This is a genomic window from Streptomyces roseus (assembly GCF_001044425.1).
Taxonomy (GTDB): Bacteria; Actinomycetota; Actinomycetes; order Streptomycetales; family Streptomycetaceae; genus Streptomyces; species Streptomyces roseus.
The window spans coordinates 1-11,131 of the sequence record NZ_LFML01000021.1 but is presented as its reverse complement, the minus strand read 5'-3'; the positions used below and the strand labels follow the sequence as shown (position 1 = coordinate 11,131).

Here is an 11,131-nt window from a genome sequence, read left to right as displayed (position 1 = left end):
CGCGAGGGTCTCCAGGTTTGTCGTCACACACAAACCAACGAGACCCTCGCTTCATGCGCCCAAGGACTTCGGACTTACTCGTCTAGGACGCGTTCCGGGGCTTGCGGCCGGTGAAGGACCGCGACCGGGGGCGGGGCCGGTGCGGGAGGGGCGGGAGCCAGGAGCGGGCGTCGCGGGCCTGGGTGAACAGGGCTTCGACGTCCGGGGGTTTGAGGGTGACCGGGGCGGACGCCAGGTGCGCCGCGGCCGTCGCCGGTTCCAGGACGCGGATGTCGCGGACCGTCGGGGCCACCTCGACGCGCGAGGCGTCGACCAGGGCCAGGGCCGGCAGCACCGGGGCCGCGAGCGCCCGGGTGGCCGCCGCGGCCGCCCGGCGTATCCAGCGCGGGTCCGGGCGCGGCTCGGTGCGGCCCACCGTCAGCAGCAGGTCCCCGACGGCCGCGCGCTGCCTGCGCCCCGGGAGCGTGCGCACGCAGAAGATCCCCGCCGGGCCCACGAGCAGGTGGTCGATGCGGCCGAGGCCCGGGAGCGGGACGCCGTGCAGGACCCGCCAGCCCTCCGGCTCCAGGGAGTCGAGGAGGTCGCCCATCCGCTGCTGCGCCGTCAGGTCCTGGCGGATCCGGTGCCGGATCCGGGTGCCCGCCGAGCCGTGTTCCAGTTCGCCCAGCAGGAGTTCGCCGGGGCGGTTCGGGGCCAGGTCCTCGTCCGGCGGGAGGGCGAGTCTGCGCAGGTCGGCCGGTGAGGGCACCGGCGGCGGACCGACCGTGAACGGGCCGGCGATGTACGGGCGCAACGCCGCCACGACCGCTTCGCGGTGCTGGTCGGCGAGCACGCTGATCCGGTTGGTCTGCCGGTCGTACCAGGCCACCGCCTGGCCGTCGGGCAGGTTGACGTAGAGCCGGCCGCGGCCGGGGCGGCCGCTCGGAAGCACCTTGAGTCCCCGCATGGACCTCACCCCCCGCCGTACATGGGAGCAGCCCGGACGGCTCCCGGCAATCCCCCGGCGGAGTTCTCGGCCGTGTAACAGCTTCTACGGAACTCCGCCGGGTTCCTGTTACAAGTTCATCGCCGTGCCGACACAGCGGACTCCTAGGTTTGTCGCACCTGGACCGGACCGAAGGACTTCCCGTGAGCACCGTCGACCGCCGCACTCTCGTACGAGCCGCCGCAGTGACCGTCTGCGCCGGAACCCTCCTCGCACTGCCCGCCGCTGCCGCCCTCGCCGAGGGGGTGCCCGCCGCGGCGGCGGCGCGCTCCGCGGGTGCGCCCCGGACCCTGGTCAAGAGCGTCGCCCTCGCGGACGGCCTGTCCAAGGCGAACGTCTACCGGGTCGCCGCGGGCGGCTTCCAGGCGGACATCCTGGGTGCCGACGGCGCCCGGGCCGCCACCTTGACCAGCCGTGACGGCATGGCCGGTTTCGGCGGCTCCGGCCCGCTCCACGCGGCGCTCCAGCCCGACGGCCGGCTCTCCTCCTGGGTGGGTGAGACGGGATCCGCGGCCGGCCACACCGCCACGGCGGTGTCCGACGGGTACAAGACCGGGGTCCGCGACGGCCGGGTCGTGCGGGCTTCGGCCGGGCACGCCCGCACGCTCGCCGGCGGAACCCTGGACACGCTGGCCGAAGGGCCGGGCGACGGCGTCCTGCTGCTGGCCGCGGGCGGCGGCATCGCGGCCGTGGGCGCGGCCGGGCTCGGCTTCGCCATGCTGCGCCGGGGCCGGACCGAGGGCTGAGCCCCGAGACCGCACAAGATCATCCCGAACCGGTCATATCTCCGCATAAGGTTAGGATGCGCCGATGAGGGGGCGCCGTGTCCGTGGAGAGGAGGCCGAGTCGGCTGTGCGTACGTTGACCTGCCCGGTCCCCGCCTCCCGGGCCCGCTCGCGACCCCGTTCCCGCGCCGCCCTGCTCGCCCTCCCGCTGGTCTCGCTGCTGCTCCTGCTCGCGGGGTGCGGTGACGCCGGCGGGCTGGTGGCCGCCGGTCCGACCCCGACCGCCAGCGGGCCCGTACACCTGTGGCCCTCGCACCGGGGCGCGACCGTTCCGCCCGCCGAGCCCGGGGGCGCGCCCCCGGAATACGTGCAGGGGCTGGCCCGCGTGACGGACCAGAACGTGCACGGGGTCGATCCGGTGGCCCTCGTCCAGGCGGAGCTGGCCGCCCACCCGAACACCGACGTCGGGCCGGACGGGATGCCCCCGGAGACCGTCGCCGCGGTCAAGGCCTGCGGGAAGGCTGGGCAGTCGCCCGGGACGTGCCCGGTGCTGGCCCCGTACTACCGGGACCTGACGGGCAACGGGCTCGACGAGCTCGTCGTCGGCATCGAACTGCCGGACCGGATGCTGTCCGTACGGGCCTACACCGCGGATCCGGACGGGCGCCTCAACCGGATCATGGCGACGACGCAGACCGTCGTCGCCGTGGAACTGGCGGGACAGGACGTGGTCCTGCGGGTGCCGAGCGGCCATCCGGGCTACGAGCTGATCACCGCGTGGTCCTGGGACGAGAAGCAGCGGACGATGCTGCCGACGCGCGAGCAGATCGTACGGCTGCCGGGCACGGCGCAGAACCCGGCCGCACCGGCCCCGCAGCAGCCGTCCGCCGAGGCGGCCCCGTGAGGTGGCTGCGGCGCCGGCTTCCCGCGTGGACGGCCACGCTGACCTGGAAGTCCGGGCTGTTCATCGTGGTCATGTGCTGCTCGCTCGCGGCCGTGCTCGGCGCGCTGGTGCACGTGCAGGTCACCCGGCAGACCGTCGCCGCGGCGCGGGACAAGGCCCTGGAGCGGCTCCAGGACGTCTCCCGCGACTACGAGGCGGGTGAGGCACTGCGGCCCGGCGCCGGCATCGACCCGGCGGGACTGCCGCCGGAGCTGCGGGCCATGGCCCTGACCGGTCAGCGCGCGACGATGGTGGCCGAGTACCGGGGCCGGCCGACGATGTGGGCCGCGGCCCCGGCGGACGGCAAGGTACTGGCAGCGGCCGTGGACTACTCGCAGAGCGCGCGCACGATCAACGGCCTGGACAACGCCATCATCGGCTCGTCCCTGCTCGCCATCGGCGGGACGCTGCTGGTGGGCGCCTTCGCGGTGACCCGGGTGACGCGGCGGCTGCACCAGACGGCAGGCGTGGCCCGGCGGATCACGCGGGGCGACCTGGACGCGCGCGTGGACGATCCGCGCACCCACGATCCCGAGCGGCACCAGGACGAGGTGGCGACCGTGGCCGGAGCCCTCGACACGATGGCCGGGACCTTGCAGGCGAAACTGCTGAGCGAGCAGCGGTTCACGGCGGACGTCGCCCACGAGCTGCGCACTCCGCTGACGGGCCTGGTGGCGGCTTCGGAGCTGCTGCCGGAGGGGCGGGCGACGCAGATGGTCCGGGAGCGGGTGCGCACCATGCGCGGACTGACCGAGGACCTGCTGGAGATCTCGCGGCTGGACTCGGGGCGCGAGGTGGTGGAGACGGACCTGCACCAGCTGGGTCGCCTCGCGCGGCGGGTGGTGCGGGCCTCCGGTACGCGGACGGAGGTGGTGGTCCTCCGGGACGCGCACGTGGAGACGGACCGGCGCAGGCTGGAGCGGGTGCTGGGGAACCTGGTGGCCAACGCGCACAAGCACGGGCGGGAGCCGGTGGTGCTGGCGGTGGACGGCCCGGTGATGACCGTACGGGACCACGGCGACGGGTTCCCGGAGTACCTGATGGCGCACGGCCCGCAGCGGTTCCGGACCAGCGGCGTGGGCACGGGCAAGGGCCACGGGCTGGGGCTGACCATCGCGGTGGGCCAGGCGGAGGTGATCGGCGCGCGCCTGGAGTTCCGGGCCGCGCCCGGCGGCGGGGCGCTGGCCGTCCTGACCCTCCCCGGGCCCGCGCCGGACACGGTTTAGGCGGAGTCCTCCCCCGGCGGGGTCCGCGGCATCGGCTTCGTCTTCGTCCAGGGCCAGCGGAGCGCGGGCTTGCGGCCGGAGGGGGTGTACGTGTACTTCCAGCCCTTCTGGAGGTGCAGCCGCTTCGAATGGCCCGACGGGACCCGCTCGTACACCAGGACGGTCGGGGGGCCGCCGTCGGCCGCCGGGACCGGGATCTCGTACCACTTTGGCGGGTGGCCGGTGGGGCCGAGGAGGATCGGCAGGACCCGCCCGTCCATCGGACCGCCCTCGAAGGGCGTGCTTTCGCTTCTCACCCCACCAGTGTCACAGCAGGTGGGCGGCCTCGGAGACCACCGGGATCACGCGGCGGGCCAGGACGCCGACCGGGCCGTCGGCCGATTCCAGGGCGAGCGCGGCGCGCGCCGCGGCGGCCGTCTCCGGGTCGGTGGCCGCGGTCGCCGTCAGGAGGGCTATGAACTGGTCGACCAACCAGTCGCGCAGGGCCGAGACCTCCGGCTGCTTGCCCTCGTCGATCCAGATCAGGGAGGCTCCCTCGACCGCGGTGATCCAGGTGCGGACCATCATCCGCAGCCGCGGGCCGGGGGCCGGGACGGCCAGGTGGTAGAGGATCTGCTGGGCCGCGGCCCGGCGGATGCCGTCCACCGTGGCCGTCGTACGGGAGGTCTCGACGACGCTTCCGCCCTGGAGGAGGGCCGAGAAGCCGGCGTCGTGCTCGTCGACGAAGGCCAGGTAGCGGTCGAGCGCGCGGGAGAGGCGCTGGGTGAGCGGTCCGGCCTGGGGTTCGGCGAAGCACTGCTCCAGCAGGTCGGCCGCCGAGCGCAGGGCGGCCTCGTACAGCTGCTGCTTCCCGCCCGGGAAGTAGCGGTAGACCAGAGGCCGCGAGACGCCCGCCGCCTCGGCGACGTCGTCGAGCGAGACCTCCTCCGGGGCCCGGTGCGCGAACAGCGACAAGGCGGCGTCGAGGAGCTGGGCCCGCCGCTCCTCGACGCTCAGCCTGCGGTAGGCGCGTACGGTCGTCATGCCCGCAGGGTAGCCCCGAAACAGCCGGTTCAGGCGAGGAGTCCCGAGCTCTTCCAGAGCCTGCGGCCGACCCCGCGCAGGACGCCGATGTCGTCGAGGAAGTCCGTGAGCCGCTTGGCGCCCGTCTGCATCACCTCGCGCCGGTGGCCGCTCGCCTGGACCTGGGCGAGGGCTTCGCGCCGGTCGAGACCGACGTTCTCGTAGACCTTCGGGTTGACGAAGGCCAGCGAGAAGACGCGGGCGGCCTGGCCGCAGCTGACGCGGGTCAGCTCCTGCTCCCAGCGCGGGGCGGTCAGCATCTGGCGGCGCAGTTCCTCGCGGGCGTAGCGGACGTGCCGGGCCTCCTCGATGACGTGGATGCGGGTGACCCCGCGCACGAGGGGCTGGATGCGCTCGTCGGGGAAGGTGAGGCGCTGCATCCAGTCGAGGATCTCCTCGCCGAGGAGGGTGCAGGCGAAGGAACCGGGGGTGGTGGAGACGGTCTTGAGGATGCGGGCGAGGTTGTGGTTGGTGCGCGAGACCGGGTAGGCGGGGGCCCCGGCCTTCTGGATCATGCGGGCGAACATCATGGAGTGGCGGCACTCGTCGGCTATCTCGGTGAGCGCGTACCGGACGTGGTTGCTGGTCAGGGACTTGTCGTAGATGTGCCGGACCATCAGCTGCATCAGGATGATCTCGAACCAGATGCCGAGCGACCCGAGCGCCGCCGCCTCGTGGCGGGAGAGGTCGATGCGCTGCTCCTCGCCCATCTTCTTCCACAGCGGGGTGTCGTAGAGGGAGAGCAGCTCGGGCGGCCAGTAGTACTTGCCGTCGACGGGCGGGGCGTCCCAGTCGAGTTCCTTGTCGGGGTCGAAGGAGTGCTTGGCCGAGGATTCGAGCAGTCGCGCCGCGATCTCTTCGCGGTCCTTGAGGAGGCCGAGCGCGTCCTGCAGCGCGCCTCGATCGGTCACGGTGGTCATGGCTTCGGATACCTCGCTCATCGGGTTACCGGCGGTCGCTACTTATGAGACTGCTTGTCAGCAAGACCGTCAATCCCCTGCGCACGACTTGTTGACCCCGTGTCTACCAACGTGTGACGCTGCCAACCATCCAGTCCTGTACGGAAGTACACGAGCCGAGGGGGCGTCAGTGTCGACGCACGAGCTCTACACCAAGGACCCGGGCGCGGCGACCTGGCAGGTCCCGGCCTCCGGCGCGGCGCGCTTCAGCTGGGAGGCCATGTACGTCGGCCAGGAGGGCGGCTCGGGCCGCGAGCGGCTCCTGGCCCTCTACCAGAAGGGCAAGGACAAGCAGTGGGACGGCGCCAAGCGCATCGACTGGGAGCTGGAGGTGGACCCGTACAACCCGCTCGGCACGCCGGACGAGGCGCTGACCCTGTACGGCACCCGGCACTGGTCCAAGCTCACCGAGAAGGACAAGGGCGAGCTGCGCCGGCACTACACCGCCTGGAACTTCAGCCAGTTCCTCCACGGTGAGCAGGGCGCGATGGTGTGCGCGGCGCGGATCGTGGAATCGGTGCCCGACCTGGACGCGAAGTTCTACTCCGCGACCCAGACCATGGACGAGGCCCGGCACGCCGAGATCTTCGGCCGCTTCCTGCACGAGAAGGTCGGGATGGTCTACCCGATCAACGACAACCTCCAGGCGCTGCTCGGCGACACCCTGCGCGACTCCCGCTGGGACATGCCCTACCTGGGGATGCAGGTGCTCATCGAGGGGCTGGCCCTGGCGGCCTTCGGGATGATCCGCGACACGACCGACAAGCCGCTGCCCAAGCAGATCCTGGCGTACGTGATGCAGGACGAGGCCCGGCACGTGGCCTTCGGACGGATGGCGCTGCGGGACTACTACAGGCAGCTGACGGACGCCGAGCTGCGCGAGCGCGAGGAGTTCGTGATCGAGGGCTGCCACCTGATGCGCGACCGGCTGCGCGGGGTGGAGGTGCTGGAGAACTTCGGCATCTCCCGCAAGGAGGCCGAGGAGTTCAGCGAGCAGTCGGAGTTCCTGCACCTGTTCCGGAAGCTGCTGTTCAGCCGGATCGTGCCGTGCGTGAAGGACATCGGGCTGTGGGGCGGGCGGCTGCAGAAGGCGTACCTGGACATGGGCGTCTTCGAGATGGGCGACTCCAACCTGGACCTGCTGATGAGCCAGGACGAGGAGATCGCCGAGGCACTGGACCGCGAACGCTTCGCGGCGGAGGAGGCGGACCGGGTGGCGGAGGTGGAGGCCGCGATCGCCGAGGGGGCGGATCCCGCCTGAGGGTTCCGTCAGCGCTTCGCCGGTGCGGCGAGCGCGGCCTCCATCACCGCCCGGGCGATCGGGGCCGCCGCGCCGTTTCCGCTGATGTCCCCGCGGCGCGCCTCGGCGTCCTCGACGACCACCGCCACCGCCACCCCGGGCAGCGGCGCGTCCTGCGCCTTGGCCCAGCCGATGAACCACGCGTACGGGGTGCCCGCGTTCCCCACCCCGTGCTGGGCGGTGCCGGTCTTGCCGCCCACCACCGCGCCCGGGATCGCGGCGTTGTGCCCGGTGCCGTTCTCCACCACCGCCACCATCATCTCCTGCAACCGCAGGGCCGTCGCCGGGCTCATCGCCCGGCCCAGGCCGTGCGGGCGCCCGCGCCGGACCTGGTCCCCGTCGTCCTGGGTGGTCCGCTCGACCAGGTACGGGGAGGGGAGCTCGCCCCCGCCGGCGACCGCCGCCGCCACCATCGCCATCTGCAGCGGCGTGGCCCGCGTGTTGAACTGCCCGATCGAGGAGAGCGCCAGCTGGTCCGGGCTCATGTCGGTGTCGAAGTTGGACCGGGACACCCAGGCCGGCACCCGCAGCCCCTCCTCGTTGAAGCCGAACCGGCGCGCCGCGTCCACCATCGCGCGCAGTCCGACCCGCACCCCGATCTTCGCCATCACCGTGTTGCAGGACCACTGCACCGCCTCCGCCATCGAGGCGTCCTGGCAGCCGCTGCCCGCGTTCGGCAGCAGGGTGTTGGTGCCGGGCAGCGGGTAGGGGTCGGGGGTCTGCGTGGGCGCGTCCACATCGGCGACCACGCCCGCGTCCAGGGCCGCGGCCGCCGTCACGATCTTGAAGGTGGAGCCTGGCGGGTACGTCTCCCGCAGCGCCCGGTTCAACATCGGCCGGGCGGGGTCAGCGTTCAGCCGGGCCCAGGCCGCCTTGACGGGCCCGCCGGTGCCGGAGAGTTCCGCCGGATCGTACGAGGGGCTGCTGACCAGCGCGAGGATCCGGCCGGTGGCGGGCTCCAGGGCGACCGCGGCTCCGCGCCGGCCCGCGAGCCCGGTGTAGGCGGCCCGCTGCACGCCGGCCCGCACGGTCGTCTCCGCGTTCCCGCCGGAGGGGCGGCCGCGGGCGAGTTCGTACCAGAGCGGGAAGGCGGAGAGCCCCGGATCGGTGCCGGCGAGGATCGCGTCCTCGGCGCGCTCCAGCAGGCTGGTCCCGTACGTCTGCGAGGAGAACCCGGTGACCGGCGCGTAGAGCGGGCCGTTCTCGTACGTCCGCTCGTAGCGCAGCAGTTGCCCGCTGTCCCGGGAGCCGGTGACGGGCCGGCCGTCGACCAGGATGTCCCCGCGGGGCTCGGCGTAGCGCTCGACGGCGGGCCGCTTGTTGGCCGGGTTGGCCCCGTACGCGGCGGCCTCCCATACCTGCACGCGGGCCACGTTGACGAGCAGGGCGGCGAGCAGCAGGGCGCAGAAGCACGCGCACCAGCGGATGTAGCGGATCACGCGGCGGCCTCCTCGGGGGGACGCGGCCTGCGGGCGCTGTCGCCGAGGCGGACGAGCAGCGCGACGATGACCCAGTTGGTGACGACGGAGGAGCCGCCCTGGGCGAGGAAGGGCATGGCCATGCCGGTGAGCGGGATCAGCCCGGTGACTCCCCCGGCGATGACGAACACCTGGAGCGCGACGATCGAGGCGAGCCCGGTGGCGAGCAGGCGCCCGAAGGGGTCGCGCAGCGCGAGCCCGGCGCAGAAGCCCCGGTGGACCAGGAGTCCGTAGAGCAGCAGGATCGCGGTGATCCCGACGAGGCCGAGCTCCTCGCCGGCGGTGGCGAGGATGAAGTCCGACTTGGCGGCGAAGCCGATGAGGAAGGACTGGCCGTGGCCGAGTCCGGCGCCGAGGAGTCCGCCCGCGGCGAAGGCGAAGAGGGACTGGGCGAGCTGTCCGGGGCCCTCGCCCCTGTCGATGGAGGCGAAAGGATTCAGCCAGTCCTCGACCCGGCTGTGCACGTGCGGCTCGAAGGTGCCGACCGCGTACGCGCCGACGGCGGCGAGCAGCAGCCCGATCGCGATCCACCCGATCCGGCCGGTGGCGGTGAACAGCATGATCACGAACAGTCCGAAGAACAGCAGCGAGGTCCCCAGGTCCCGTTCCAGGACGAGCAGTCCGACGCTGAGCAGCCAGATCGTGAGGATCGGCCCGAGCACCCTGCCGGGCAGCAGGCGCAGCTTCCAGAACAGCCGTCGCCCGGTGAGCGCGAGGGCGGTGCGGTTGGCGGCCAGGTAGGCGGCGAAGAAGACGGCGAGCAGGATCTTGGCGAACTCCCCGGGCTGGAAGGAGAGCCCGGCGAACCGGATCCAGATGTGGGCGCCGTTGACGGCCGGGAAGAACACGGGGACGAGCATCAGCGCGAGGGCGGCGGCCACCGAGAGGTACGCGTACTTCTGCAGCACGCGGTGGTCGCGCAGCACCACGACGACGAGGACGAACAGCGCCACCCCCAGGGCCGACCAGCGCAGTTGGCCGCCGGCGGTGGGGTGGGTGGGCGTGGTCGCGTCGAGGCGCTGGATCAGGACCAGGCCCAGGCCGTTGAGCAGCACGGCGATGGGCAGGACGAGTGGATCGGCGTACGGGGCGCGGAAGCGGACGGCGAGGTGGGCGAGCAGGGCCGCCCCGGCGAGCCAGGCGGCATAGCGGCCCGCGGGCTCGGGGGTGCGGCCGGCGGTGGCGAGGGCGACGCAGTGGTGGCCGAGGACGCAGATGAGGACGGCTCCGGCGAGGAGCGTCAGCTCGACGCCTCTGCGCTTGGGCGCCGAGCCGTCGGGGGGCGGGGGCGGCGCGGGCTCCGCCACCTCTGCCGTCAGAGCGGTCATATCGGAAACGTAGCAAGCGGACGGATGGTATGTCCGCTTATGTCATAGAGTGCCGAGGAGTAGTCAGAATCGGTCACGAGTGGGAGCGGCGAGACATGGGACCAGTGGAATTCATCGTCCTGGCCTTCCCGGAGGAGCAGCTGCGGGTACCGGCCGTCGAAGCCGTGATGGGGCTGCGCAAGGCGGGGGTCGTACGGCTGATCGACGGGCTCGTGGTCACGAAGACGGCGGGGGGCGAGGTGCTGGCGGCGGAGTTCGACGCGTTCATGGAGTTGCAGGGGCTGCTGCGGCACCGGGAGGCCGCCCGACTGATCGGGGCGGAGGACGTCGAGGAGTCGGCGCGGCTGCTGGAACGGGGCAGCTGCGCGCTGCTGCTGCTCGTGGAACACGTATGGGCCGAGGACGCGGCGATCGCCGTACGGGCGGCGGGCGGGCGCATCGCGGGCTCGGTCCGGATCCCGCCGGAGCGGACGGAGGCGGCCTGATGTTCATCCGCCCGATCGGCACGCGAGTGGAACCGGCCGACCGCCCCACCGGCCGCCCCCTCCTCCGGGGCCTCCTGTCCCGGGCGACGGGGACCGGGGCGGCCGTCCCGGAAGCGCCCGCACCCGAGTCGGGGACGACCGGGGCGCCGGGCCCCCCGGCCCGGACGAGCACCGCTCCCCCGGACGCCGCTCCCCCGGGCACCCCGCACCAGGGCCTGGCCTCGGAACTGGCGCAGCTGGCGAACCTGGCCCGCGAGGGCCTGCTCACGCCGCAGGAGTTCAAGGAAGCGAAGGCCCGCCTCCTGCAGTCCTGACGCCCCGCCCCCGGCTCGCCCCCGGCCCCGGCTCCGGCCGCGCTGGGCCGGACGGGTGGGTGTGCGGAAACGGCCGTCTCGGGTGGGGGATTTGTCATACCGGGCGTGGCAGCATCGGCCGCCTGGAGGTGAACCCATGTCACGCCGCGTGCTCCGTGCCGCCTGCATCGCCGCCCTGTTCGTCTCGGCCGGTCCGCTCCCCGTCACCCACACCGGGGCCCTGCCCGGGTTCCCGGCGGACCCGGTCGCTGCCACGACCCCGCACACCCGCGCCACGGCGGAAGCCGCCGCCCGCCAGGCCGCCGCCCCGCGCCGGAGCCCGGCCG

Annotated in this window: 12 protein-coding genes and 1 pseudogene; 7 read left to right on the top strand and 6 right to left on the bottom strand. The window is 73.2% G+C overall.

What is annotated here, in order from left to right; translation table 11 throughout:
• Nucleotides 1-82: 82 nt before the first annotated feature.
• Nucleotides 83-946 (bottom strand): nuclease-related domain-containing protein, encoded by an 864-nt coding sequence (locus tag ACS04_RS06080; protein WP_063839241.1) that lies wholly within the window; start codon nucleotides 944-946, stop codon nucleotides 83-85.
• Nucleotides 947-1,128: 182 nt separating this feature from the next.
• Between ACS04_RS06080 and ACS04_RS06075 the strand changes: the two genes are divergently transcribed.
• The 3 genes from ACS04_RS06075 to ACS04_RS06065 all read left to right on the top strand — a co-directional run bounded on the left by ACS04_RS06075 (nucleotide 1,129) and on the right by ACS04_RS06065 (nucleotide 3,879).
• The gene (locus tag ACS04_RS06075; RefSeq protein WP_158977190.1) at nucleotides 1,129-1,731 is read left to right on the top strand and encodes a hypothetical protein; all 603 of its coding nucleotides are present in this window, start codon (nucleotides 1,129-1,131) and stop codon (nucleotides 1,729-1,731) included.
• A gap of 106 nt (nucleotides 1,732-1,837) precedes the next feature.
• Nucleotides 1,838-2,614: a hypothetical protein gene (locus ACS04_RS06070; RefSeq protein ID WP_245236296.1), complete on the top strand. Its 777-nt coding sequence runs from the start codon at nucleotides 1,838-1,840 to the stop codon at nucleotides 2,612-2,614.
• 5 nt (nucleotides 2,615-2,619) lie between these two features.
• Nucleotides 2,620-3,879 (top strand): sensor histidine kinase, encoded by a 1,260-nt coding sequence (locus ACS04_RS06065; protein ID WP_048475481.1) that lies wholly within the window; start codon nucleotides 2,620-2,622, stop codon nucleotides 3,877-3,879.
• On the opposite strand, the gene ACS04_RS06060 is transcribed toward ACS04_RS06065, so the two are convergent.
• The 3 genes from ACS04_RS06060 to ACS04_RS06050 are packed head-to-tail and all read right to left on the bottom strand — an operon-like array spanning nucleotide 3,876 to nucleotide 5,861.
• Nucleotides 3,876-4,175, bottom strand: coding sequence for a hypothetical protein (locus ACS04_RS06060; RefSeq protein ID WP_048475477.1), 300 nt, complete (start codon nucleotides 4,173-4,175; stop codon nucleotides 3,876-3,878). The two genes, ACS04_RS06065 and ACS04_RS06060, sit on opposite strands and share 4 nt — an antisense overlap.
• Before the next feature lie 10 nt (nucleotides 4,176-4,185).
• A complete protein-coding gene (locus ACS04_RS06055; RefSeq protein ID WP_048475476.1) occupies nucleotides 4,186-4,902 on the bottom strand; it encodes a TetR/AcrR family transcriptional regulator in 717 nt (238 codons plus the stop codon).
• A gap of 29 nt (nucleotides 4,903-4,931) precedes the next feature.
• Nucleotides 4,932-5,861, bottom strand: a complete 930-nt coding sequence (locus tag ACS04_RS06050; protein WP_048475480.1) for an AurF N-oxygenase family protein — start codon at nucleotides 5,859-5,861, stop codon at nucleotides 4,932-4,934.
• Nucleotides 5,862-6,030: 169 nt separating this feature from the next.
• On the opposite strand from ACS04_RS06050, the gene ACS04_RS06045 reads away from it, so the two are divergent.
• Entirely contained in the window at nucleotides 6,031-7,161 is a 1,131-nt protein-coding gene (locus ACS04_RS06045; RefSeq protein ID WP_048475475.1) for a ferritin-like domain-containing protein, read from the top strand.
• 8 nt (nucleotides 7,162-7,169) lie between these two features.
• Here the strand turns inward: ACS04_RS06045 and ACS04_RS06040 are convergent, their stop codons facing one another.
• Complete coding sequence (locus ACS04_RS06040; RefSeq protein ID WP_048475474.1) at nucleotides 7,170-8,639, bottom strand: penicillin-binding transpeptidase domain-containing protein; 1,470 nt, start codon at nucleotides 8,637-8,639, stop codon at nucleotides 7,170-7,172.
• Entirely contained in the window at nucleotides 8,636-10,006 is a 1,371-nt protein-coding gene (locus tag ACS04_RS06035) for an FtsW/RodA/SpoVE family cell cycle protein (protein WP_048475473.1), read from the bottom strand. Before ACS04_RS06035 ends, ACS04_RS06040 begins: the two co-directional genes overlap by 4 nt.
• Nucleotides 10,007-10,101: 95 nt before the next feature.
• Between ACS04_RS06035 and ACS04_RS06030 the strand changes: the two genes are divergently transcribed.
• From ACS04_RS06030 to ACS04_RS06020, 3 genes and pseudogenes are all read left to right on the top strand, one after another.
• On the top strand, nucleotides 10,102-10,491 hold the full coding sequence (locus tag ACS04_RS06030) for a DUF6325 family protein (RefSeq protein WP_048475472.1): 390 nt from the start codon (nucleotides 10,102-10,104) through the stop codon (nucleotides 10,489-10,491).
• A complete protein-coding gene (locus ACS04_RS06025; protein ID WP_048475471.1) occupies nucleotides 10,491-10,805 on the top strand; it encodes an SHOCT domain-containing protein in 315 nt (104 codons plus the stop codon). Before ACS04_RS06030 ends, ACS04_RS06025 begins: the two co-directional genes overlap by 1 nt.
• Nucleotides 10,806-10,941: 136 nt before the next feature.
• Nucleotides 10,942-11,131 (top strand): annotated as a pseudogene (locus ACS04_RS06020) (hypothetical protein); the annotation flags it as partial.

Excerpts from the sequence above, each read along its gene's own strand:
- ACS04_RS06025 (WP_048475471.1), top strand. The coding sequence starts at position 10,491 with ATGTTCATCCGCCCGATCGGCACGCGAGTGGAACCGGCCGACCGCCCC.
- ACS04_RS06050 (WP_048475480.1), bottom strand. The coding sequence starts at position 5,861 with ATGACCACCGTGACCGATCGAGGCGCGCTGCAGGACGCGCTCGGCCTC.
- ACS04_RS06035 (WP_048475473.1), bottom strand. The coding sequence starts at position 10,006 with ATGACCGCTCTGACGGCAGAGGTGGCGGAGCCCGCGCCGCCCCCGCCC.
- ACS04_RS06055 (WP_048475476.1), bottom strand. The coding sequence starts at position 4,902 with ATGACGACCGTACGCGCCTACCGCAGGCTGAGCGTCGAGGAGCGGCGG.
- ACS04_RS06030 (WP_048475472.1), top strand. The coding sequence starts at position 10,102 with ATGGGACCAGTGGAATTCATCGTCCTGGCCTTCCCGGAGGAGCAGCTG.
- ACS04_RS06080 (WP_063839241.1), bottom strand. The coding sequence starts at position 946 with ATGCGGGGACTCAAGGTGCTTCCGAGCGGCCGCCCCGGCCGCGGCCGG.